Source organism: Paraglaciecola sp. L3A3 (assembly GCF_009796765.1).
In the GTDB taxonomy this organism is placed as follows: Bacteria; Pseudomonadota; Gammaproteobacteria; order Enterobacterales; family Alteromonadaceae; genus Paraglaciecola.
Genome location: NZ_CP047023.1, coordinates 3,311,185 through 3,334,896, shown reverse-complemented (window position 1 = coordinate 3,334,896; position 23,712 = coordinate 3,311,185). Strand labels below are relative to the sequence as shown.

Annotated in this window: 19 protein-coding genes; 7 read left to right on the top strand and 12 right to left on the bottom strand. The window is 39.1% G+C overall.

From position 1 onward, the window contains the following. Positions 1-114 precede the first annotated feature (114 nt). The 3 genes from GQR87_RS13855 to GQR87_RS13845 all read left to right on the top strand — a co-directional run bounded on the left by GQR87_RS13855 (position 115) and on the right by GQR87_RS13845 (position 4,492). Positions 115-2,586, top strand: coding sequence for a glycogen/starch/alpha-glucan phosphorylase (locus GQR87_RS13855; RefSeq protein WP_158970285.1), 2,472 nt, complete (start codon positions 115-117; stop codon positions 2,584-2,586). Positions 2,587-2,778: 192 nt separating this feature from the next. Continuing rightward, the gene (locus GQR87_RS13850) at positions 2,779-4,092 is read left to right on the top strand and encodes a bifunctional diguanylate cyclase/phosphodiesterase (RefSeq protein WP_158970283.1); all 1,314 of its coding nucleotides are present in this window, start codon (positions 2,779-2,781) and stop codon (positions 4,090-4,092) included. A gap of 127 nt (positions 4,093-4,219) precedes the next feature. Beyond that, complete coding sequence (locus GQR87_RS13845) at positions 4,220-4,492, top strand: hypothetical protein (protein ID WP_158970281.1); 273 nt, start codon at positions 4,220-4,222, stop codon at positions 4,490-4,492. A 36-nt stretch (positions 4,493-4,528) separates the two neighbouring features. On the opposite strand, the gene GQR87_RS13840 is transcribed toward GQR87_RS13845, so the two are convergent. The 8 genes from GQR87_RS13840 to GQR87_RS13805 form a co-directional block, all read right to left on the bottom strand. Further along, positions 4,529-5,398 carry a bifunctional diguanylate cyclase/phosphodiesterase gene (locus GQR87_RS13840; protein WP_158970279.1) on the bottom strand — a complete coding sequence of 290 codons (870 nt, stop codon included), beginning with the start codon at positions 5,396-5,398 and terminating at the stop codon, positions 4,529-4,531. 177 nt (positions 5,399-5,575) lie between these two features. Then, a complete protein-coding gene (locus tag GQR87_RS13835) occupies positions 5,576-7,723 on the bottom strand; it encodes a methyl-accepting chemotaxis protein (protein WP_158970277.1) in 2,148 nt (715 codons plus the stop codon). 136 nt (positions 7,724-7,859) lie between these two features. Next, a complete protein-coding gene (locus tag GQR87_RS13830; protein WP_158970275.1) occupies positions 7,860-8,420 on the bottom strand; it encodes a glutathione peroxidase in 561 nt (186 codons plus the stop codon). Between the two features lie 158 nt (positions 8,421-8,578). Beyond that, entirely contained in the window at positions 8,579-9,412 is an 834-nt protein-coding gene (locus GQR87_RS13825) for a mechanosensitive ion channel family protein (RefSeq protein WP_158970273.1), read from the bottom strand. A 155-nt stretch (positions 9,413-9,567) separates the two neighbouring features. Further along, positions 9,568-10,113: a DUF2780 domain-containing protein gene (locus GQR87_RS13820; protein WP_158970271.1), complete on the bottom strand. Its 546-nt coding sequence runs from the start codon at positions 10,111-10,113 to the stop codon at positions 9,568-9,570. A 533-nt stretch (positions 10,114-10,646) separates the two neighbouring features. Next, on the bottom strand, positions 10,647-11,705 hold the full coding sequence (locus tag GQR87_RS13815) for an efflux RND transporter periplasmic adaptor subunit (protein ID WP_158970269.1): 1,059 nt from the start codon (positions 11,703-11,705) through the stop codon (positions 10,647-10,649). Beyond that, on the bottom strand, positions 11,702-15,124 hold the full coding sequence (locus tag GQR87_RS13810) for an efflux RND transporter permease subunit (protein WP_158970267.1): 3,423 nt from the start codon (positions 15,122-15,124) through the stop codon (positions 11,702-11,704). The genes GQR87_RS13815 and GQR87_RS13810 overlap by 4 nt, the downstream gene beginning before the upstream one ends. Before the next feature lie 23 nt (positions 15,125-15,147). Continuing rightward, positions 15,148-15,444 carry a metalloregulator ArsR/SmtB family transcription factor gene (locus GQR87_RS13805; protein WP_158970265.1) on the bottom strand — a complete coding sequence of 99 codons (297 nt, stop codon included), beginning with the start codon at positions 15,442-15,444 and terminating at the stop codon, positions 15,148-15,150. A 131-nt stretch (positions 15,445-15,575) separates the two neighbouring features. Between GQR87_RS13805 and GQR87_RS13800 the strand changes: the two genes are divergently transcribed. Both GQR87_RS13800 and GQR87_RS13795 read left to right on the top strand, forming a co-directional pair. Continuing rightward, entirely contained in the window at positions 15,576-15,764 is a 189-nt protein-coding gene (locus GQR87_RS13800) for a DUF2892 domain-containing protein (protein WP_158970263.1), read from the top strand. A 3-nt stretch (positions 15,765-15,767) separates the two neighbouring features. Further along, the gene (locus GQR87_RS13795; protein ID WP_158970261.1) at positions 15,768-16,118 is read left to right on the top strand and encodes a rhodanese-like domain-containing protein; all 351 of its coding nucleotides are present in this window, start codon (positions 15,768-15,770) and stop codon (positions 16,116-16,118) included. Positions 16,119-16,157: 39 nt separating this feature from the next. On the opposite strand, the gene GQR87_RS13790 is transcribed toward GQR87_RS13795, so the two are convergent. The 4 genes from GQR87_RS13790 to GQR87_RS13775 form a co-directional block, all read right to left on the bottom strand. Beyond that, entirely contained in the window at positions 16,158-16,610 is a 453-nt protein-coding gene (locus GQR87_RS13790; RefSeq protein WP_158970259.1) for an MOSC domain-containing protein, read from the bottom strand. Position 16,611: 1 nt separating this feature from the next. Then, positions 16,612-17,970, bottom strand: coding sequence for an MATE family efflux transporter (locus GQR87_RS13785; protein ID WP_158970257.1), 1,359 nt, complete (start codon positions 17,968-17,970; stop codon positions 16,612-16,614). A 202-nt stretch (positions 17,971-18,172) separates the two neighbouring features. After that, positions 18,173-19,393, bottom strand: coding sequence for a gephyrin-like molybdotransferase Glp (glp, locus tag GQR87_RS13780; RefSeq protein ID WP_158970255.1), 1,221 nt, complete (start codon positions 19,391-19,393; stop codon positions 18,173-18,175). A 120-nt stretch (positions 19,394-19,513) separates the two neighbouring features. After that, positions 19,514-20,374: a TraB/GumN family protein gene (locus GQR87_RS13775; protein ID WP_158970253.1), complete on the bottom strand. Its 861-nt coding sequence runs from the start codon at positions 20,372-20,374 to the stop codon at positions 19,514-19,516. 387 nt (positions 20,375-20,761) lie between these two features. Here GQR87_RS13775 and nirB point away from each other — a divergent pair, with 387 nt between their 5' ends. Together nirB and nirD are read left to right on the top strand one after the other, a co-directional pair. Continuing rightward, complete coding sequence (gene nirB, locus GQR87_RS13770; RefSeq protein ID WP_158970251.1) at positions 20,762-23,353, top strand: nitrite reductase large subunit NirB; 2,592 nt, start codon at positions 20,762-20,764, stop codon at positions 23,351-23,353. A gap of 10 nt (positions 23,354-23,363) precedes the next feature. Then, entirely contained in the window at positions 23,364-23,711 is a 348-nt protein-coding gene (nirD, locus tag GQR87_RS13765) for a nitrite reductase small subunit NirD (RefSeq protein WP_158970249.1), read from the top strand. Position 23,712 lies beyond the last annotated feature (1 nt).

Below are 23,712 nucleotides of genomic sequence, written 5' to 3'. Positions count from 1 at the left end.
ATTTGAAAAGCTGTTAAAAATAGTAACAGAGAGTTTTAATAGCACTCAATATATTCTGTTGGATAAATTATTCAAACAGAATAATAAAATAATTTGGTCGTTAAGAGGTAATTCATGAGTCGTACAACCAAGGAAAAAAATGTGTCTATGTCGAGTAAAAACGTCATTAAAGAAGCCATTGTTCGTCACTTACATTGTTCGTTAGGTACAGATGAAAATAAAGCCAATAACCATGCTTGGTGGAAAGCTACTTGCGCGTCAGTGCAAGAGCATGTGCTTGAAGGTTTACGTAAAACTCAGAAAAGCCATTATTTTAACGATACTAGGGCGGTACATTATTTCTCTGCTGAATTTTTAATGGGCCGTTTAATGTCAAATAACCTACATAATTTAGGTTTGTTTGAACATACAGATCAAGCTTTAAAAGAGTTAGGGGTCAACCTAACAGACATCATGGAAGAAGAGCCCGATATGGCTTTAGGAAATGGTGGCTTAGGTCGCCTAGCGGCTTGTTTCATAGATTCCTTAGCTACACTTGACTTACCTGCTGTAGGTTATGGTTTGCATTATGAACATGGCTTATTTCGCCAAGAAATCAAAAATGGCGAACAAATTGAACGTCCTGATAGTTGGCGTGATTACGGTAATCCTTGGGAAATATGTCGCCCAGAATCAATCCAAGAGATCTCGTTATTTGGGTATGTAGAAACCAAATATGGTGAAAATGGCAAAATTCAAAAAGAATGGCATCCTGGCATGATAGTCAAAGGTTTACCTTGGGATATTCCAGTTGTTGGCTACGGTGGCAAAACGGTTAACGTATTGAGGTTGTGGCAAAGTCAGGCTTCAAGGTATTTTAATTGGGATGTGTTCAATGCTGGAGGCTATGTTGATGCACAAAAAGAAAATGTGCAGGCTGAAACTATCTCTAAAGTTTTGTACCCAAATGATGAAACCGAAGCGGGTAAAGAATTACGTTTAATTCAACAGTATTTTTTCAGTTCTTGTTCGTTGAAGGATATTATTCGACGTTATAAACGAGCTCATGGCGATGATTGGAGTGCCTTTTCTGCTCAAGTCGTCATCCAATTAAACGATACCCATCCTGCGATTGCGATCCCTGAACTGATGCGCATACTGCTGGATAGAGCTGAATTAGATTGGGACAGTGCCTGGGCAATATCCACTAAAACATTTGCTTATACTAATCACACTCTGTTACCTGAAGCATTAGAAAAATGGCCAGCACGCATGATCGAGAAAATTTTACCTCGCCATTTAGAAATTATTTATGAAATTAACCATAGATTTATGGCTCAAGTTGAACAGGTTTGGCCTGGTGATGATAAGGTAAAACAGAAACTGTCTATTATCGAAGAGGGTGATGAAAAGATGGTTCGTATGGGCAATCTATCGGTTATTGGTTCATTTGCGGTAAATGGTGTGGCTGAGATACATTCTGCATTAGTGAAGAAAAACTTGTTTCCTGAATTCGATAAAATGTGGCCTGAAAAGTTAACCAACGTAACCAATGGTATCACTCCAAGACGCTGGTTGAAGGCATGTAATCCTAAACTTTCTAGTTTGATCAGTGAAAAAATTGGAGATGATTGGCCTTTGCATTTAGAAAAGCTAAATGAGCTTAGCCAGCATGCAGATAACCTTAAGTTTCAAAAACAATTCATGAAAATTAAACATGAAAATAAAGTGGACTTAGCAAAAGAAGTGTTAGCTTTAACCGGTATTAAAATCAATCCTAAAGCAATATTTGATGTGCAAATCAAACGTTTACATGAATACAAACGTCAGCATTTGAATTTGTTACATATTATGGCTTTGTATCGTCGTTTGTTAGAAAATCCTGATTATCAAATGCAACCTAGGGTCTTTTTGTTTGGAGCCAAAGCTGCACCGGGTTATAAGCTTGCTAAGGATATTATTTATGCCATTAACCAAGTGGCAGAAAAAATTAATAATGACAAACGTGTTAACGATAAGATCAAGGTAGTATTTTTACCGAATTACCGCGTAAGTTTAGCTGAAAAAATGATACCCGCAGCTGATGTTTCAGAGCAAATATCTACCGCAGGAAAAGAAGCGTCGGGCACGGGTAACATGAAGTTATCTTTAAACGGTGCGTTAACAGTAGGTACCTTAGATGGAGCCAATATTGAAATAGCTGAAGAAGTCGGAGATGAAAATATTTTCATCTTTGGCCTAACGGTCGATGAAGTTCATCAACTGGATGAAAAAGGCTATAAACCTTTTGATTATTATTATCAGAATAGTGAAATTAAAGCGGTATTGGATTGGTTAGAAACCGATTATTTTACCCCAGGAAAACCAGGCGCTTTAGCGTCGATTAAACGCAGTTTATTAGAAGGTGGCGATCCCTACAAAGTGTTAGCTGATTTTGAGTCCTATTCTGCCGCTCAGAGCCTAGTTGACAAGGCTTACGGTGATAAATCGGCTTGGGCTAAAATGGCCATTTTAAATACCGCTCGCATGGGTAAATTTACTTCTGACCGTTCAATTCAAGACTACGTACAAAAAATATGGAAATTGGATAAATGTGTCGTTGAGTAAAAAAACAACCTTTACTGTTAGTAATACTAAAGTATAATCAGCCGATAAGTAAAAATGGTAATATTAATTAAGGCTTATGCAGAATAAGCCTTAATTATATCCCACTTTTTACATTGCTTTATATTTTGAATTGTTGACTGAGGAAGGGATATTTAGTCGAATTTATACTGTTAAACAGGACTGAATTATTTAATGCTTGATACCCATAACTCTTTGACCACGATTCCCAATCGTTATGTTTTCTTAGATAATATTGAAAAACTACTTCAAGTTAATTCTAATCAGAGTCTATTTTTGATTGATGTTGTGAGGTTTTCTGATGTCAGTAGCAGTTTAGGTTACGACTTTGGCGACAAAATATTACTCGAGATAGCTAACCGAATCATTTATCTCGCTGGAAACAAAGCGGTATTTGGTCGTATTAGTGGTGATATATTTGGTTTAGTCCTGACTGGTATTTTCCAAGAACAAAAATTACACGAGTTCTACACTCACCTCATTTCTCATTTCAAAACACCAATACAATGTAATGATCATGCCTTCATTGTTGACTTTAATGTGGGGGTGGCATCTAACCCAGCCAAAAATACTCATATTAATGCCTATTTTTCACTTGCTGAAATGGCCTTAAAACAGGCTAAATCAAATAAATTCGATAATTTTCAATATGCTAATGAAATTAAGAACGAGGATTGCGGTCGTTCTTTGACTCTCAAGGCTGATCTTACAAGAGCTTTAGCACAGAACGAGTTGGAACTGTATTTTCAACCTAAAATTGAATTAAATACTTTAAAAATATTAGGTGCTGAGTGTTTGTTGCGCTGGAATCATCCCCTTGATGGCGTGTTATTTCCAGGAGCATTAATTGAAGCTGCCGAATCCTATAACATGATGAATGAAGTGGGATATTGGGTGTTAGATTCAGCATTTAAGGGAGCCGCTAAATTAAATCGGGCCGGGCTTCAGTTAAAACTCGCAGTGAATATGTCACCAACACAATTATACGATTTAGATTTTGTAAAAAACCTAAAACAGATGTCAGAGATACATGATGTGAACCTCTCTCAATTTGAGTTAGAGCTCACAGAAGATGTTGCTTTGTCTAATTCATTGTTAGTTAAAAAACAATTAAATCAAATACGTGCTTTGGGAATTAGTATTGCCATTGATGATTTTGGTAAAGGTTATTCAAATTTAGGTTACTTACGCAATATTGATATTGATTCTATTAAAATTGATAAAAGTTTTGTCATGGAAATAGACCAAAATCCAATTAATCGTGCCATTGTTGAAGCAAGTTTATTAATTTCTAAAGCCGCAAATTGTGAATTGGTGGCTGAGGGAATAGAAAAAATTGAGCATTTACATATTTTACGTGAGATAGGTATTCAGCAAGGGCAGGGGTATTTATTTTCAAAGGCTGTTAGCTTAACTGACTTTATTGAGTTCGCTAATAAAGACATATCTGTAGGTACATCAGTCACAAGAGTAAGGCATATTGCTTAATATTTTGCTTTTTTGTAGGTCACCATTTTGGCACATCAGGCCTTATTAACAAAAGCTTAGTTGTATGCTGCCATGCCAATTATTAAGCTGGGTTGGCATCGGTTATTTATTATTTTAGGGAATAATTATGAATTTGGATAAATCGACTAAACGTATTGCTAAGCGAGTTAATAAAGGTTTTCAAGGGTATCCGCAAATAACATTGACATATTTAGGGCAGACAGCAGATTGTCCTACTGAGGTGGTGGTAGGCTTTCTTTTAGAAGAAGGAGCTGAGGTCCAAGAACAACGTTTTGCTAGCAAGATTGATGTAAGAAAAGATGAAAGCATCCAAACTACCTTGCTAAAAGTGATTGAACGCACCGAGGCTCTAACTGTGATTGAAAAAAATGATTTTTAAAAGCCTGATTTTTGGGAAGACATCCTTAAGTTCATATTAAAACACTATAACTCTGTTTCCCCCTGCTTTTTTAGCCTTGTACATAGCTTCATCTGCAAATTGCATTAAACTATCGTAGTTTGCTCCATGTTCAGGGTAAGCAGCGATACCAATGCTGAGAGATAGTTGTAGAGTGGTATTGGCAAGTGAGACTGGCTGTTCAACCGCTAAGCACATTTTATTTGCTAATTTAGTGACATCTTCTTTACTGCTCATATTATCCAGTAAGATAACAAATTCATCGCCACCAAGCCTACCGACAATATCCGTATCACGTACACAATTTAAAAGGCGTTGGGCAACTATTTCTAATACTTGATCACCAACAGTATGGTTGTGATTATCATTTATCTGTTTAAAGTTATCTAGGTCTATAAACAGCAGGTACAAATGTGTGTTGTTTGCTTTGGCCGTGGATAAGGATACTTGCAAACATTTTTTTAATGCCGCTCTATTTGGGAGTTTAGTGAGGGGGTCATGATTAGCCAAATATTCTAAATGTTGCTCCATTTTTTTTCGTTCAGTAATGTCATGAGCGACAGCTATCCTTACCTGGTGTTGTTCTGACCAGCGTGCTGACCACAATACATGGATAATTTTTCCTGACTTGTGCACCCAGCGGTTTTCAAAGCTTGGTTGAGTCTGGCCGTGTAAAATCTTTTCTACTATGTTGGACGTTTTATGATTATCTTCGCTATAGACAAAATCGTAAACCGACCGACCAATTACCTCCTCAGGTTTATATCCAAACATGGATTCAAATGCAGCACTGACAAATACCAATTTATTTGTTTTATCTACTACACAAACGGTATCTAGAATAAGCTCTAATACATCTTCTAAATGCAAAAATTGCTCAATTTTCATGTTATCCGTTGTTCCTGATGTTCGATGTGGTGAATGAGGGGGATGCTGCTTTATTGGTTATATATTTTAGGTTGAATAACACGATTGAACATACCAATCTTAGGAAGTGATTGTAATCTAATAGCAAATTCAATGATATTAATTATGCTGATTGATTTGCCATTAGATTTGTTGGGGTTAGTGCTTACTGACAGTAAACTCGCTGACTAGTTGTTGCAGTTTATTGGCTGTGATGTCTACTTGTTTAGAACTATTAGCGAGCTGATGTATCACCTCAGCCATTCTGGCGGTGACATCTGTGACTTCATTGACAGTGTTGCCATTTTTGGTACTGTTTTGTTCTATCACACTAATGGTTTCAAATAGGTTTTGTACGATACTGTGCAATTCAGCATTTTCGTTAGAATTGGCTTCAGTTAACCTTAAACTATCGTCCACTTCTTTTACCCCTGATTCCATAAACTCTACAGCCTGTTGTGTTTCATTTTGTAAACCTTGGATCATATTTTGGATATCAGTGGCTGCGGCAGCGGTTCTAGCCGCTAAATTTCTTACTTCATCAGCTACCACTGAAAATCCTCTACCATGTTGTCCAGCCCTAGCTGCCTCAATAGCAGCATTTAAAGCCAATAAATTCGTTTGATTGGTGATGCCAGTGATCACCGAAATAATATTGCCAATATCGCTCATTTGTGAATCAATTGCATGTACACTTTGAGCTGTATTCTCAACTATATCTCTTATTGCCTGCGTTCCTGAACGAGCATCCCTATAATTAGCCGCAGCTTTGCTTACCACATCCGCCATACTAGTTTTCATATCTTGCGCCGTGTCAGCAGCACTTAATATTTCTTTTCTTTGTGTTTCTATTAAGTTTTTCATATGTAGCATGGATTGGTGCACTTGATTTGAACATACTAATGCATCTTGGTTATGTTCTAACATGTCTTCATTGGTCAATTTTACATTGTGTGAAGCATGAATGACTTGGCCAACAATACCGTCTAAATTATCGATGAAACTATTGATCCAGCGACTCATATCACCCGTTTCATCATGCTTCAGCTTATCAGGATCAAGTCGCTGAGTTAAATTGCCACCTCCTTCTGCAATGGTCCGGATCACTGATGTCATTTCGTTTTGTCGAGTCGATACTTTATTGGTACCAATGGATGAAAAAATAAAACAACTTATAAAGCCCACTATTGCTGTAATGCTGTTGACTATTAAAGTGGATAAATCTGTGAAATGAAACAAGCTAGAGTTGATAGCCACAATCGCGGTCATTAAAAACAGATAAATTTTCATTAAACTGATATTCATCGAACGGCGACGGTAGACTTCTTCTAAGTCTGCTTCACACATCATGCCCCATTTATCTAATGAGCCGGGTAAACTAAATGTCACGCCTTTACCTATGACAGGTATATGACGATAATCTGAATATCCTGGGTAGCTGACAAAAATGTTTTCACCATTTTTTATGGTTTCTCTTACCCCAGGGTGTAACTGACCTGTAGCAGGATCGGTAAAACGAATTTCAAATTCAGTATGTTGGCTTATTTTCACCAAACCAAAATCAGTATTTACTCCAGATTTTAGGTTTTCTCCATGACTAAAAGCATTATCTTCGAATCTAGAGCGTGATAATGCAGTGCCTGGTGTTATGGTTGGATCAAATCGTGATTCAACCATAAAAAGGTAATTATCTCCTGATTCAGCATATATATGCCCAGCTTCGCGTTGAATAATATCTCCGATAACATCATTCGGCACGCGGCCACACAAAAAGCGTTTTGGGTTTTTGCCATCTTCTAAGGGTAAATAAAACATTAGAGTCACTTGATCATGAAACTTAGAGCTGGATGGGCCAAGTTTTAAAGTAACTTCGTCCACATAAGGACCATGTAAAAGTCTGTCTAATTTTTCAGCTCGGCGTAGAGCATTTACCTGTTGATGATTTTGTCCAACTCTACTTTGTTCGCTAGATGAGTGAACCACTCCGCTAGTATCGACAATAAATAATTCAGAAAAATCAGCAATTTCTGCACATTTTCTCTGTAAATAGATTTGTGTTTCTGCATCATTATAGTGCAACAACACTGAGCGGGTTGCACTAAGGTGATCCCAATGATTATTGGTCCAAACTTTTAATAGTTGGACTCTGGTTGCTGCAATGCCTTCGAACGTCTGTTCTATTATCGGATATATATTTTTATTTACATAACATGAACGACTAAGAGCTAACTTTCCATTTTGACCAAACCAAGGCAACCAAGAACGTTCTTTTACTGTCAATTGCATCGCTGAGCTTTTTAAATACATGGAAGTTACACCTTTTGAACCACAGAATAGTGCATAGACAAAGCAATATTTGCACCAAAATGAATAGGAAAATAAATAGATTTGATTGGTGTATTTATTTTTCCGAACATTGGCGGTAGCTTATTTTCCCGGCTGATTAAAGCGCTAAGGCTGTTTGAATGTCTTCAACTAACACTTTATCAGAAGGTTTTACCTTAGATGGATATACATTAACTACTTGACCATTTTTGTCCATTAGGTATTTATAAAAATTCCATTTAGGGGCTTGGCCAGATTTCTTTGCTAACATTCTATATAAAGGGTCGACATCATCACCTTTCACTGACGTAGCTTCGAACATAGGAAATTTTACGCCGTAGGTTAATTGACAGATTTCGCCGGTTTTTACTTCGCTGTCAGCTTCTTGATTGAAGTCATGTGAAGGAAAACCAAGGACCACTAAACCATCATCTTTGTATTTACTGTAAAGAGCTTCTAATCCTTCGAATTGCGGAGTAAAACCACAGTAACTGGCGGTATTGACAAACAATACTGTTTTGCCTTGATAGGCTTCACATAAATTAACTGTGTCTTGGGAGTTTAGTTTACGCTTCACAAAGGTTAATAAATCGGGGCAGCTGTTAGCATTGGCCAGTCCAGATAAGGCAAATAGTAATGTGCTTATGCTTAATTTTTTTAATGATAACTGTAATTTCATAGGATAAACCTGAAAAAGAAATAATAAGATAACCAATGTATGTCATTAGTTGGGGGAAAATCAAACTGTAATTGTGCAGCAACACCTTAATTTTAGTTTAAAAAAAAGGTGTACATTAAAATGCACACCTTTTGTTATCGGATTATGCTAATTGTAGATTAGCTGTTTCCTTGGATCATATGTACATCGCGTTGTGGGAACGGGATGGTCAAACCTTGTGCTTCGATGGCCGCTTTTAACGCTGGGCGAAGATCAAAGAACATTGCCCAGTAGTCATCGGTTTTAACAAATGCTCTGACTAAAAAGTCTACTGAGCTTGTGCCTAAATCAACTACGGCTACTACATTGCCTTCTTCTTGCAATACACGAGGATCATTTTTCAATACTTCTTCCATTGCCGCTTTACCTTTAGCAATATCGTCAGAGTAAGAAATACCGATAGACACTTCTACTGCACGAACCGGGCTTTTGGTGAAATTAGTTATATTGCCGTTAGCTAAAGGGCCATTTGGTATAATTAAAATACGCTTATCAAAGGTTTCGAAAGTCGTGACAAAAATACCTATATCTATTACTACACCTTCAATACCTTGAGCACCCACATAGTCGCCAACTTTGAAAGGACGGAAAATGAGTACCATTACACCGCCAGCAAAGTTAGATAAACTACCTTGTAAAGCCAAACCAACAGCTAAACCTGCGGCACCAATAATGGCTACAAAAGAAGTCGTTTGTATGCCAACCATAGACGCTACACTGATAACTAATAATACTTTTAAAATAACCTCAAAAATATTGGTGAGAAATTTTGCTAGGGTTTCGTCAGGTAAGCCTTTTACTGCATAAGATCTAACTGCATCACTAATTTTACCAATAATCCATAAACCTATGATTAGTACTAAAATCGCTGATATTAACTGAGCGCCATACTCTGTGCCCATTACAATGGCTTTATCGTAAAAAGCTTGCGCTTGTTGTTCAAATGATTCCATTTTATTTCCTTGTCTAGTATTAGAGGTAAATTTACTTGAAAGTGACTTTAATTATGCATCAAACACTGTTTAGCTGTGTATGTTGCATTGAACTAATAATACCTATTAGTTCAATGCAATGACAATTTTGACTGTTAGTTAATGTAGAAATTAGACTAAAGTTTAAGAGAAGATAAGCCTTTTTCTAGCAAAGCTTTTACTTGTTGTCCCTGATCGGTATTTAAATAACTATAAGCACTCTGAATCACTTTAGTGATCATGTCAGCGTCTAAACCAAGAGATTCAAATTGTTTTTGTAGCCCTGCTACTGCACTTAACGAATCACTGTACTCAGATGCTTTACTTAATAGTCCACCTAGACCGCTTTTTTTCTCTTCACTGCCGGTGCTGACTTCAGGTGCCGCACTTAACAATGAATCAAGACCAGGTAAATATTCGCCCATAGAAGCCACTTGTTCTTTAGTGATATTGTTTTTGGCATATTCAAAAATTGAACCTAAGCTACCCGTGGCTTGTGATTCTGTAATCCCTAATGATTCAGATACTGAACCCACCATGTCACTGATGTTTAAGCTGCTGGTTACATCTTCAGTTGAGCTGCTGCCTAATAAACTTTTAGCTGAGTTAAGAAAGTCGTTTGCTAAGCTGACTTGTGAGAAACTAAGTGCGCTTAATAGTAATAATACCTGAGTTGTTTTCATTGGTTTTCCTTAATGTAGAGATTAAGCGGGGATTGTAATCATATTTGGCAACAAATAAAGTAGCAATTAGTCTAATAGAGCAAAGCAAATTACTTTTTGCTTGTTAATTCAGTTGTTAATGGATGTTTTATGGCTTTGGGTGGCTAAATTAGGTTTTTGAAATATATTGAATTCGCTGCCTATTATGTCATTTGGGCAGGGCTCATTTTGTTTTTTCAGTTTTCAGTTTTTATTGGCAATAAGATAAATAATCTCTAATAAAATCAATTGGTAAGTGATTAATTTTGCGGGTATTAATCATAAACTGAATATCCTCAACTTCCGCTTTTCGCTCAATGCTCTGTCGGACGGATGGTATCATAACCTTTAATATCAGAGCTTTAAGCTCTATATATTGTTTTTTCTCTGTGAACTCTGTGGTGAGAAGCTTTTGTTTTTTGCTTGCACTGCAATTAGCTGATCCTTTCCTATCAGATCAAGAGCCTGCCATTCTGTCATGTCAGGCTAGCGGTTATCCCTTGGTATAATCACACCTAGTCGATTGTTGCCGTGATGATTTCTTCTGGCTCTAATCCTGAGAGTACTTCAATTTGCTCATCATACTTTTCGCCTAAGCGCACAAAGCGGCGACTCGCTTGCCCGTCTTTTACTACCCATACTCTGTCTAATTGACCAAAACTTTGCACATACCTTTGGGGAATTAAAATAACAGATTCTTGTTCTAGAGGGATTTGCATTCGGGCGAACATGCCAGGGCGAAGTTTTTCACTAAATTCAATATCTGCTTTTACCACAAAACTATGAGCGTTAGGGTCGGCAGCTGGTACCAGCTCAGATATGGTGGCTGGTACTTGCATGTTTAAACTGTCGATATTCACCGTTAATTGTTGGCCTAAGGTGAGTTTGATCGCGAGTTTTTCTCGTACTTCAGCTTCTATTCGTAATGATTTGGGATTGTATAGGGCTAATAATGGTTGCCCTGGTGTGGCCATATTACCCGGTTCGGCTTTACGGTCGACTATTGTCCCTGAAATAGGCGCTACAATTTGACTGTAAGCTAAGGCTGTTTCAGCTTCTTTTTGCCCTTGTTTAGCCGTTTCGATTTCGCCACTTAGGCGAGTGAATAAGGCTTGCGCTTGGTCGAGCTCGGCACTTGATGCTAACCCTTGTTGTTTTAAATCTTGCATACGTTGTAGGGCGTTTTTTGCTTCAGCCATTGAGCCTAGTAGCGAGCCTATCCTCGATTTAGCTTGTGCTACTTGGCTTAGTAAAGCACTGTTTTCTAAAATGATTAACGGTATACCCTGACTGACTTGATCGCCAGATCGCACATTGATTTTTTCAATGCGCGCTAAAATTCGACTCGATATCAAGGTGGTTTCCCGAGCTTTTAAACTGGCAGGGGCAAACTCCATTTTGCTGATGTTGCTTTGGCTAACTTGAATGGTGTCTGCAAAGTTTTGTTTGTCGGTGACTACATCTACTGGTGGAATTTTATCTGCAAATAATCCCGCCATCCAGGCTATAGATATTAATAATATTGCGACAGCTCCGATTGGAGCGATGATTTTAGGTATTAGATTAGCTTTCATGCTTGGTGCTCCTGAGTATTAATTAAGGGCTGCGATGTTGGGTTTGTGGCGTTGTCAGATGTTGCTGGTTTGTCTTTAAACACCAAGAAATACACCATAGGTACCACGAATAATGAAAAGAATGTCGAGGCAATAATGCCAAACATAATGGCTAAGGCTAAGCCACTAAAAACGGGGTCGAGTATGATCACTACATTGCCCAATAAGGTAGTGCCTGCAGTTAACAATACTGGACGCATTCGTGCAGTGCCAGCGGCTAATAAAGCTTGTTTTATATTGCGTCCTTGGGATCTAGCAAGGGTGACAAACTCAACTAATATTAGTGAGTTACGTACCACAATTCCGGCTAAGGCAATCATACCTATCATAGCTGTGGCGGTAAATAAAACGGGGTCGGGGGCATTGCCAATCCATCTTTCGCCAAATTGATTCATTAACCAAAATCCCGGCATAATACCTATTATGGTTAACGGAATAGCCGACATAATAATCAAGGCCAGGCCGCTACTTGAGGTTTGCCAGCGTAATACAAAAAAGATACCCACCAAGGCAAAGGCAAAGGCAATGCCCATATCACGGAACACATCAATGGTAATTAGCCATTCTCCTTCGCCGCCAAAATTAACCTCAACACCTTCAGGTAATGCCCAGTTGATCCCCGCCCCAGAACTTAAATAGGTACGTGACTGCCAGTCTGTTTGTGGAGTTTGTTGGCTCATCGCTTGATTGATTTTACTGGAACTGGCCATGTCACTTGTGTCGACAAAGTCACTACTAATATCGGCAATAATTTCGGCGGGTGTGCGCCCAGACAATTCAGCTGTAACATAAATAACAGGTCTTAAGTCCTTGTGTAATATGGGCTGACTCACAGTAAAAGACTGCCACTGGCCTAATTCTGCCAAACTGACTATTGGTTGCGGAGCGGCTTGTAAGCCTACGCCTGCATCTTGTTGAGCCACGCCTAGCATGCCTTTTAACGGTAAGGCATCAAAATCACTGATTTGATTGGCCGTGGCAAAAGGTAACTTTAATTCAATGTCTATTGGTGTGGTTTCGTTGTCTTGTTGAAAAATACCTGCACTTAAACCTGTTACTGCTAAGTCTAAGGTTTGATTAACGTCGGCAGTTGAAATACCAGAAAGCGCGGCTTTTTGTTTATTCACCACAAAACGCTGTATTTGTTGAGTGGCTGTCAGGCTTGAGTCAACTTCAACCACATAGGGTTCTTTTTTAAGTCTAGCCATTAACACTTCTGCAGCCTGTTGCTGAGTCGCTAGATCGACAAAAGGTTCGGCATAAATTTCGGCCACTAAGGTACTCAGTACAGGCGGGCCAGGGGGCACTTCTACTACTTTGATATGTGTATGTTTAGCCTGTAAAGGCGCTAGTAACTCTCGAAGACGTAAAACCACACCATGAGACTGATGTTCGCGGCTATCTTTGTCGACTAATATCAGTCTCACTTCAGCTTGGTTAGGATTATTGCGTTGATAATATTGGCGTACCATACCGTTAAAATCCATAGGCGAGGCTTCGCCTACGTAAGCCGCTAGCATGTATACTTCTGGGAGCTTTTTGGCTATTTCGATCACGTCTTGGGTTAAGGCCGCACTTTGTTCTAACGTGGCTGATTCGGGTAAGTCTATTAATAGTTGAATTTCATTCTTATTGTCAAAAGGCAATAGTTTTAGTGGTACACCCCGTAAAACGGGTAATAAGCTGGCAGCAATAAACAATACCAATACTGTCCAAAGACCTATTTTTGCCCGCTTTTTATTAGCAATGAGTGGGCTGAGTAATTTGTCGTACATTGATTGTTGGGTTGATTCAGCTTGCTCTTTAGGTTTTAGAATGCTCGATGCTAACCAAGGCGTAATTAAAAAAGCGACTATGCTAGATAAGACTACGCTAATAGGCACATTAAAAGCCATTGGTGCCATGTATGGCCCCATCATTCCAGTAATAAAAGCGAGGGGAACAAAAGCTAAAATAATGGTGATGGTTGACATAATAAGGGGTGAACGAATTTCTGCCATTGCCGCGACTATACGCTCGGCTTTAGTACGTTTGTCTTTTGGAATATTCAAAAAACGGCTGATGTTATCAATGCCAGTAATGGGATCATCAACCAACAAACCTAAAGATAAAATCAGGGCAAACAAGGTCACGCGGTTAATGCTATAGCCCAGCATGAGGTCTAGTAATAAAGTCAGCCCATAACATACAGGTACTGCCAAACCCACAACAATTGCGGCGCGCCAACCTAAAAATATGGCAATAAATATCACCACAGTGAACACAGCAAAGGCTAAACTTGTACTCAAGTTATTGACCTTTTCGTTGGCTGTTTGGCCATAATCTCTAAGTATTTTGTAGTGTATTTCTGCCGGTAAGAAGTTTGCTTTAAGCTCAGCCATTTTAGCTAAAACTTGTTCAGCCACCTTAACGGCATTGGTGCCTTTTTGTTTGGCTACACTAATAGTCACCATAGGGTTAGCTTGCTGACTTAGGGATTTATCAACAGCGCTTTGACTGTTGTTTTTGGCTTGATGGCTGTATTCAAGCCATTGATATGCAGATACTTCTTCTTGGCTGTCGGTGATCTTGGCAACATCTTGTAATAACAAGGCTTTACCGTTGATCATGTTAACCACTAAATTATTTAATTCGTCTATGCTGCGTATCACATCACCTGATTCAATTAATACCGCATTGGCGCCCATAATCACCCCAGAAGACTGGCGTAATTGATTCGATTGTCTAATGGCATCATAAACATTCAACGCACTGGTTTGATGTGCAGCAAGGGCAGTGACATCTAATTCAACTATTACTTTTCGTGTACGTCCGCCTACTACTTTTAATTCGCTGGTGTTGTCTATGCCTTGCAGCAGAGTCGATACTTCTTGAGCAATACGGCGCAACGCCACGTCGTTGTATTGTTGTTCATCACTGCTGATTAAGCCCAGCATGACGATAGGCACATCGTCTACTTCAATCGGTTTTAATAGCCAATTTCTTACAACCGAAGGGATAATATCTTGATTAGCGTAGAGTTTATTGTAAGTGTTTAATAAAGCATCTTCGCGATTTTCACCCACATAAAAACGTAGGGTGACGGATAACTTACCGTCTAATGAAGTGGAGTAAACATGTTCAACCCCAGAAATTTGTGTCAGCAATTTTTCTAATGAAGTCGTGACTTGGCGTTCAACTTGACGGGCCGTTAAATTGGGTACGTCTACCATAACTTCAATCATAGGCACGACTATTTGCGGCTCTTCTTCACGGGGAGTGGCTTGTAAAGCGATAAAGCCTGCAAGCAAAGAAAACAAAAATAAAAATAGCGGTAAGCCACCCTTTAAAGTGTAACGAACAGCCTTGTCGAGAGGATGAGAACTGAATGGATCAGGCATGGGGTATCTCCATTTTTAAAAAATTAAGCACCACAGAAAAACTCATAGAGTTTTTGTATGATCTGAATAACCCGAGGATCGCTAACTGAATAATAAATACTTTGGGCATTTCGTCGACTATCAACCAATTTATGTTTTCGTAGTATTGCCAAATGTTGTGACAAAGCTGATTGGCCTAGAGGAATACTTTGATTCAATTCAGACACGCTGCGCTCTTGATCCATCAAAGTACATAAAATCATTAAGCGGTTTTTATTGGCCAATATTTTCAAAAATGACTCGGCGTGACCGGCATTATTAGCTAGCTGTTCAAGGTTCATATTTATCCTAATACAGGAAATAACTGAGAATATGTTGCCAGTATAACAAGTATATTAGAATTTACTAATATTAGTTGCTTCTTATATTAGTAAGAGATAATATAAATGTAACTTGATACTGGAAAGACAAAATGAAATTACACGCCGCGTTACGTTTATTTGCTGGTAGTATGCTTTTACTATCATTAGCTTTAACATACTGGGTTCATCCAAATTGGGTTTTCTTCAGTATATTCATTGGGCTGAATTTAATTCAATCAGCATTTACTTGCTGGTGCCCTGCAATCGCAATGTTAAAAAAATTAGGTTTAAAGGAGTAAGGTATGTTGAAACCTGTAGGTGATTTAATTGCACAAGTAAAACAAAACATTCGCTGTATTGATGCGCAAACTGCTGCTGATGAACGAGCTGCTAATAAAGGTTGGTTGATTGATGTACGTGAACCTTCCGAGCATTTAGCCTTGCCAGCAGAAGGGGCGATAAATATTCCCCGAGGTTTACTAGAAATGAAAATGATGGAGCTAGAAAAAGATCCTCAGCGTCCAATCTATTTACACTGTGCTACTTCTGCTCGTGCTGCCTTAGGGGCAGAACAATTACAAAGGGTAGGCTATGAAAATGTGTCGGTCATTACCTGTAAAATGGATGAAATTCAGCGTTGTTGTAACATTTAAAAAGCGTTCATTAGACTGTCTATGTTAATAAATTAATGTCTATTTTGATGGATTTAAGTCTAAAATTTGTACGGTATCGCCAACTGATATTCGCCCATCGGCGAGGACTTTACAGCATACTCCTCCTCGCCAGTCGGGCATTAATGCTTGAGTGAGCCCTTGATGTTGGGCATCCATTCTTGGACAGGGATCCGTTTCTCGGGTGATCAATAACAGTAACTGGCCAATTTGGATTTGCTTACCCAGATAACTGGCATCAAAAGAGATCCCATCAACCAGTAAATTTGCACGGCGGTATGTCCAAGGCATTGGAGTATTTAACTCATCACATGCAAGTTGCCATTGATCTTGACTCAAGACAGTCACTTGCCGTTTACCGGGTTTACCTCGACAATCACCATCAACACCCGCCACACGAGTTACCATGCTTGTTGTTTTAGTTTGCATGGGGGCGGTTGAGTGTTCGTGATAAGCGATATCCAGTAATTGCATGTTAGGCTTTTCTTTGCAGTTGAACATGGTGATTTTGAATATACTTGAGACGAATACCTAACGTAATCGCCGCACAGGTTAAGCCACAAATAAAGCCAATCCAAAAACCTGCTCCGGCCATTTTAGGTACTATCCAATCGGTTAAGCCTAAAACACAACCAATGCTGAGTCCTACTAGCCAATATGAGGTAAAACTTAGATAAAACATAGCAGCAGTGTCTTTATAACCCCTTAATGCTGTACCCGAAATAACCTGGATAGCGTCAGAGAATTGAAACAAAGCAGCCAATAATAATAGACTTGATGCCAACTCAATCACCAAGGGATCAATACTATAAAGCTCTGCGATAGTATTGCGAAAAATCATGGTGAAACTGGCAGTGAAAGTGGCAATAGAAATACCTACCAAAAAGGCGCAACGGGTGGTGATTTTTGCTTGCTCTGGTCTGTTTTCTCCCAACAAATAACCGATACGAATACTGGTAGCCATGCCAATACTTAAAGGGATCATAAACATCAGGGCAGAAAAGTTTAGCGCCACTTGATGAGACGCCACCACAATTGAGCCAAATGGCGCCAATAATATGGCTACAACGGCAAACAAAGTGACTTCAAATAGTATGGTCATAGCGATGGGTAAGCCTAGTTTTAAGCATTCTTTGATAACCGTTAGATCGGGTAAATATAGATGACGATATAATTCATACTTGGCTAAGGCTTTTGCTTTTAGTGTGTATAACCAAGTGCCGATAAACATGGCGACAAATACCAGCGCTGTGGCCACCCCGCAGCCAGCACCACCCATTTCAGGTAAACCAAATTTCCCATAGATAAGTATATAATTGGCGGGAATATTCACCAATAAACCAATGCCCATAATGATCATACTGGGTTTTGTGATGGATAAACCTTCACAATAATTACGTAGTACTTGGTACAAAGCAAAAGCAGGCATCGAAAACAACACATACTGGATATAATCTACCGCTATTTTGCCTAGCTCTTTCTCCATTTGAATATAATGGGTGAGGGGTTCAAACAAAAAGCCAAATACCACTGCAATGGCTGAAAAGGCCAAGGCTAACCAGACCATTTGCTGAGTGTAGTTGGCGACTTTGCTGACATCTTTCGCCCCATTTAAGCGAGAAATAATAGGCGGCAAGGCTAAGGTAATGCCTTGTATAAATACAATAATTGGTAGGGTAAAACTGAAACCAATAGCTACAGCCGCCATATCGGTAGCCGAGTATCGACCCGCCATTATGGTGTCTGACACACCCATTAAAGTTTGAGTAATTTGTGCTATGAGTAACGGCCATGCAAGATGAGCAATGGTTTTTAGTTCTTTTTTAAATGCCACTTAGGGTCTCGAATGTAAAAGTAAAAGCAGCGACGAATGTTTAGTTTCGAGCTACTAGTTAAAAAGTAAAAGCAGTGACGAGTGACGAGCCCCGAGCTGCGAGTGTAAAAGTGAAAGAAGCTATGCGTGTTTAACTAAGCGCATGATAATTATGCTATTTTTAATTATTTAGTATTTTCATCATTGACTAGCTTCTTGCATCTTAAAAAGGCTCAATTTTAACGGGCTCACCTTGGTTGATGTTAGCTGACTCTTGTGGCAGCATCATATAACAGTTTGCGTTAGCGATGGAGCTCATTATGCCTGAGCCTTGTTTGCCGTTGGGCTTTACCCATAATTCACCAGTCTCATCTCGGTAAAAAATACCTCTTTGATAATCTGCACGGCCTGGGCGTTTACGAATGGTTTCGGCTGCCTTGGCAATAAAATAATGAGGGCTAGAGGTTTGTTGCCCAGTTAATTTTTCTATTAGTGGTGTCACTAATTGTTCAAAGGTTACATATGAAGACACTGGATTACCTGGTAAGCCACAAAACCATGCTTGTTTGAGTTTACCAAAAGCAAAAGGTTTACCCGGTTTAATGGCGACTTTCCAAAAATTGATTTCGCCTAATTCTTGTAGAATATCTTTGACATAATCCGCATCACCCACAGAAACTCCGCCACACGAAAGCACTAAATCACAGTCTTGATCTGCTTGGAAAAATACTTTTCTTAGGGATGTTTTGTCATCCTTCACAATACCGTAGTCTATGACTTTTACTGGGTAATCCTCAAGCAGTGCCTGTAAGGCGTATCTATTACTTTCATAAATAGCACCGGGTGCTAAATCTTGCCCCGCTGGCGTGAGTTCGTCACCAGTAGCGATTAAACCGACTGTTAATTTTGTTGTGACGTCTACTTCAGCTACACCAATCGAAGCAATTAATGCTAGGTGTGCCGCTGTAAGTTTTGTGTCTTTTGCTACAACTACTTGACCAAGTTGAATATCTTCGCCGGCTTTTCGAACACTATTGTCTTCGTCTGGGATCTGTTTAAAGGTAATAGTATTCCCATCTGCTTGGGTATTTTCTTGCATCACTACAGAATTAGCGCCAGTGGGAATAATTGCACCTGTCATTATGCGTACACATTGTCCTTCAGCAACAGTACCAGTAAAGGGTTGTCCGGCTAATGCTGTTCCCATTAATTGTAAGTTGTTACTTATGGCTAAGTCTTCACAGCGCATGGCATATCCGTCCATTGCCGAATTATCTGCCGGTGGCACTTGAATTTTCGATACTATATCTTTGGCTAATACTCTGCCTCGTGCAGAAACAAGTGTTACTTTTTCCTGAGTATTTGGGCATTCAAGCTGTAATAAAATAGCAGAGATAGCCTCTGAAATAGGTAACAGACCGGGATTATCACAGGTGTGTAGCATAGGAGAATTTTCACTTAACTAAGAGTATGGCTTGGCTATTAATAATAGCCAACACTATGGCAAAAATGATTTAAAAGAGGAAGAGCAAAAATTTAAATTTTGCTCTTTTAATGTATCATTTTATAACTTTTCTATTTTGTAGCCCTTGGCTTTCAATTTAGTTAATACACTATCGGGGCCTGCTAAATGCATAGCACCCACTAAAATGAATTCAGTGGCTGGGGTTTTTAGCATACTTTCTATTTCCGGTAGCCAATTGTTATTCCGTGTTACTAGAAGATCTTGATAAATTTGTGGGTAATCAGTTTTAAATTCTTTAATACTGATATCTGTCATGGTCTGCATGTCACCAGCGCGCCATGCCAGACGGAGTTTTTCTATCATGTCTGGCATTTTTTTAATGTCTTTTAAGGTGTATTCAATCATTTTATCTTCATCTCCTTGACCAAGATCCATTAAAAACTGGATCTGTTGATCGGGAGATTCTAGCCATAATTGTGCTTTGTTTTGTTTGCTAGCCAAATTGGAATAATATGCATCTACGCCTTCACTACTTAAGCCAATCAATTTTAGTTCAATCATACTTAAACTAATGGCCAGTAAGCTGGGTTTAAAGTTAACGAAATTTTGTATGGGTAGACCACGAGCTGCTAAATGCTCAAGTAAAGCCTTATAAGTGCTGGGTTTGAGTACTTTATCTAATGTTGTGCCGTCAGAGTACATCATTTTTGACATTAACTGTTGCGCAAACTCAGGGGATGTTACAGCTTTCATATCCGTCTCAAAAACGAGTTTGTCTGAGGCTTGGTAAGCTTGGTCATATTCTTTTGGTAGTGGGTAATCCTCTGCAGTTAATACATGCATAGTACCGCCTATAAAAATTTGCTTATTTTCAGATGTGACCTTCCAGACTGAAGCTGCTTGAACGTGTAATGCGAAGAATGTGCCGGTGATGAGTGCGATCTTTTTTAGTAAGGCCATGAAATTATAATAATCCATTAAGTGAAGGGCAAAAAACCTGCTCAGCATACAGTTAGTTATTTACTAAAGGCAACGGCTAAATTGTAAAATCACAAGATTCTGTATTTACTGAACCAATTTGGTGCAAACGCCCCAAATTAAAGCGATATGTATAAGTGAAATAAATAGCTTTATTGTTAACTATATGAATTATAAGGGATAAAAAACTGGCATTAAATCTGTATATGTAAATGCACTAAACAAATCAAAGCAGTTTGTTTGATACAACTTATTGTCCGTGTCTTCACAATAGCGTGAGGTTATGGTCTGGCAAAGAAGCCCACCCTAATTTATTACGATTAATTAGTGTGGGCTTTTTTGTTTTTAAAGCAATTACAGAGGTGAATAATGTCAAGTTCAGTTAATCTAGGTAGCGCGCAAAAAATGCGTATTGTAGTAGTAGGTAATGGCATGGTGGGACACCACTTTGTTGACCAACTGATTCAACAAAATACAACAGATAATAGTACAAAATTAGATGTGGTGGTTTTGTCTGCAGAACCTCGCTTAGCATATGACAGGGTTCATCTTTCAGAATATTTTTCAGGTAAAACAGCTGACGAATTAGCCTTAACTACTCCTGAATATTATGAGCAGCATAATATTAATTTTGCCTTGAATGCTAAGGTCGTCAACATCAATAAGTTGGCAAAATCTGTTACCACCGAGTCTGGTGATGTGTATGAATATGACAAGTTAGTGTTATCGACTGGCTCTTATCCTTTTGTTCCTCCAATTCCTGGTAACGATCAACCACATTGTTTAGTTTATCGTACTATTGAAGATTTAGAAGCCATCAGTGCTTCATCTGAAGTCAGTAAAGTGGGCGTTGTAGTGGGCGGTGGGTTGTTAGGTTTAGAAGCAGCCAATGCATTGAAAGAAGCAGGTCTTCAAACTCATGTGGTTGAATTTGCTCCACAATTAATGGCTGTGCAAGTAGATGGTGGTGGTGGACGTTTATTACGTAGCAAAATCGAAGCTTTAGGCGTGCAAGTGCATACCCAAAAAGCCACCCAAAGTATTGAAGCCGGTGATACCTGTCGTTATAAAATGTGTTTTGCTGACGGTGAAGAATTAGAAACAGATATGATTTTGTTCTCTGCAGGTATTCGACCTTCAGATGCCTTAGCCAGAGAATTTGATATTGCCATTGGTGAGCGTGGTGGAATAGTGGTAAATGACCATTGTTTAACCAGCGATGCAGATATCTATGCTATAGGTGAGTGCGCCCTGTGGAATAACTTTATTTATGGTTTAGTCGCCCCTGGCTACACTATGGCTAGAGCCGCAGCTAGCCATATCACAGGGGGAGATGTCACTTTCCAAGGTGCTGACATGAGTACTAAGTTAAAACTCATGGGGGTAGAAGTGGGGTCAATTGGTGATGCCCATGCACGTACCGAAGGCGCACTTTGTTATACTTACGAGAACCAACCTGAAGAAGTGTATAAGAAGATTGTGGTTGATGCTGCTCAGAAAAAATTGATAGGTGCTGTATTAATTGGTGACACCAGTGACTACGATACTTTGCTGCAATACGCGTTAAACGATATTGAATTACCAGAAAGCCCAGAAGGACTGATTTTACCTGCAGGTTCGGGTGATGCACCGGCATTAGGTGCCGATGCCCTTCCAGATACAGCGACCATTTGTTCATGTCACAATGTGTCTAAAGGCGACATTATTGAAGCGGTAGATCAAGGCGCTTGTGATGTGGGAGCTGTGAAAGGTTGCACTAAAGCGGCGACTGGCTGTGGTGGTTGTGCTGCTTTACTTAAATCTGTGGTCGACAGCGAGCTAACTAAGCGAGGTGTTGAGGTAAAAAAGGACATATGTGAACATTTCGCTTACTCTCGCCAAGAATTGTTTCACCTAGTTAAAGTCGGCAAAATTAAAACGTTTAATGATTTAGTAGCAAAGCATGGTAAAGGCCTAGGTTGTGAAATTTGTAAGCCTGCCGCAGCATCTATTTTAGCCTCGGTTTGGAATGATTTTATATTGAAGTCAGATCACGTTAGCTTGCAAGATACCAATGATACTTACCTTGGTAATATGCAAAAAGACGGTACTTATTCGATTATCCCTCGTATCGCTGGTGGCGAAATCACCCCAGAAAAACTCATTGTTTTAGGCCAAGTTGGTAAAGACTATAAGCTTTATACCAAAATCACCGGTGGACAACGTATCGATTTGTTTGGTGCTCGAGTAGAGCAATTACCTGAAATCTGGGAAATTTTGATTAATGCTGGTTTCGAAACCGGTCATGCTTACGCTAAATCCCTTAGAACCGTTAAATCTTGTGTGGGTAGTACTTGGTGTCGTTATGGTGTGCAAGATTCTGTTGGCCAAGCCATTGACTTAGAAAACCGTTACAAAGGTCTACGTGCCCCGCACAAATTTAAATTTGCTGTTTCTGGTTGTACCCGCGAATGTGCCGAAGCACAAAGTAAAGACATAGGCATAATTGCCACAGAAAATGGCTGGAACTTATATGTCTGTGGTAATGGCGGTATGAAACCTCGCCACGGTGACTTGTTTGCCACCGACCTAGATACCGAAACTATGGTCAAATATATCGACCGTATTTTGATGTTTTATGTACGTACCGCAGATCGTTTACAACGTACTTCTGTGTGGATGGAAAACCTTGAAGGCGGCTTAGAATATTTACAACAAGTGGTAATTGAAGATTCACTTGGATTAGCTGCCGAGCTTGAAGAGCAAATGCAACACGTTGTTGATACTTATCAATGTGAGTGGAAAACGGCGATTGAAAACCAAGAGTCGCGTAAACGTTTCCGTCAATTTGTGAATAGCGATAAGTCTGACTTAAACATTGTGTTTGTAGAAGAAAGAGATCAAATTCGTCCTGCTACTGAACAAGAAAAACAACAACATGCACAACAAAAAGCTGAAGAGCTTGCTGTAGAACTGGTTTAAGGAGCTGACAATGACAACACAAAATGATTGGATTAACGTTTGTACACAAGCCGATTTAGTGTCTAACTCTGGTGTTTGTGCACTAGTGAATGAACAACAAATCGCTATTTTTAAAATGATAGTCGATGGCCAAGCACAACTTTTTGCAGTGAGTAATTGGTGTCCGTTTGGTAAAGCTAATGTGTTATATCGTGGCTTATTAGGTTCGGTTGAAAATAAAAAGGTGATTATTTCTCCTCTATATAAACAACGTTTTAGTTTAGAAACGGGTATTTGTTTAGATGACGAAGCAGTTAAACTGACGGTTTATCCTATTCGTATCGAACAAGATCAAGTGCAATTAAAGCTGGCTGATTAAT

Coding starts and splice junctions, on each gene's coding strand:
- GQR87_RS13855 (WP_158970285.1), top strand. CDS start 115: ATGAGTCGTACAACCAAGGAAAAAAATGTGTCTATGTCGAGTAAAAAC.
- GQR87_RS13850 (WP_158970283.1), top strand. CDS start 2,779: ATGCTTGATACCCATAACTCTTTGACCACGATTCCCAATCGTTATGTT.
- GQR87_RS13845 (WP_158970281.1), top strand. CDS start 4,220: ATGAATTTGGATAAATCGACTAAACGTATTGCTAAGCGAGTTAATAAA.
- GQR87_RS13840 (WP_158970279.1), bottom strand. CDS start 5,398: ATGAAAATTGAGCAATTTTTGCATTTAGAAGATGTATTAGAGCTTATT.
- GQR87_RS13835 (WP_158970277.1), bottom strand. CDS start 7,723: ATGTATTTAAAAAGCTCAGCGATGCAATTGACAGTAAAAGAACGTTCT.
- GQR87_RS13830 (WP_158970275.1), bottom strand. CDS start 8,420: ATGAAATTACAGTTATCATTAAAAAAATTAAGCATAAGCACATTACTA.
- GQR87_RS13825 (WP_158970273.1), bottom strand. CDS start 9,412: ATGGAATCATTTGAACAACAAGCGCAAGCTTTTTACGATAAAGCCATT.
- GQR87_RS13820 (WP_158970271.1), bottom strand. CDS start 10,113: ATGAAAACAACTCAGGTATTATTACTATTAAGCGCACTTAGTTTCTCA.
- GQR87_RS13815 (WP_158970269.1), bottom strand. CDS start 11,705: ATGAAAGCTAATCTAATACCTAAAATCATCGCTCCAATCGGAGCTGTC.
- GQR87_RS13810 (WP_158970267.1), bottom strand. CDS start 15,124: ATGCCTGATCCATTCAGTTCTCATCCTCTCGACAAGGCTGTTCGTTAC.
- GQR87_RS13805 (WP_158970265.1), bottom strand. CDS start 15,444: ATGAACCTTGAACAGCTAGCTAATAATGCCGGTCACGCCGAGTCATTT.
- GQR87_RS13800 (WP_158970263.1), top strand. CDS start 15,576: ATGAAATTACACGCCGCGTTACGTTTATTTGCTGGTAGTATGCTTTTA.
- GQR87_RS13795 (WP_158970261.1), top strand. CDS start 15,768: ATGTTGAAACCTGTAGGTGATTTAATTGCACAAGTAAAACAAAACATT.
- GQR87_RS13790 (WP_158970259.1), bottom strand. CDS start 16,610: ATGCAATTACTGGATATCGCTTATCACGAACACTCAACCGCCCCCATG.
- glp (WP_158970255.1), bottom strand. CDS start 19,393: ATGCTACACACCTGTGATAATCCCGGTCTGTTACCTATTTCAGAGGCT.
- GQR87_RS13775 (WP_158970253.1), bottom strand. CDS start 20,374: ATGGCCTTACTAAAAAAGATCGCACTCATCACCGGCACATTCTTCGCA.
- nirB (WP_158970251.1), top strand. CDS start 20,762: ATGTCAAGTTCAGTTAATCTAGGTAGCGCGCAAAAAATGCGTATTGTA.
- nirD (WP_158970249.1), top strand. CDS start 23,364: ATGACAACACAAAATGATTGGATTAACGTTTGTACACAAGCCGATTTA.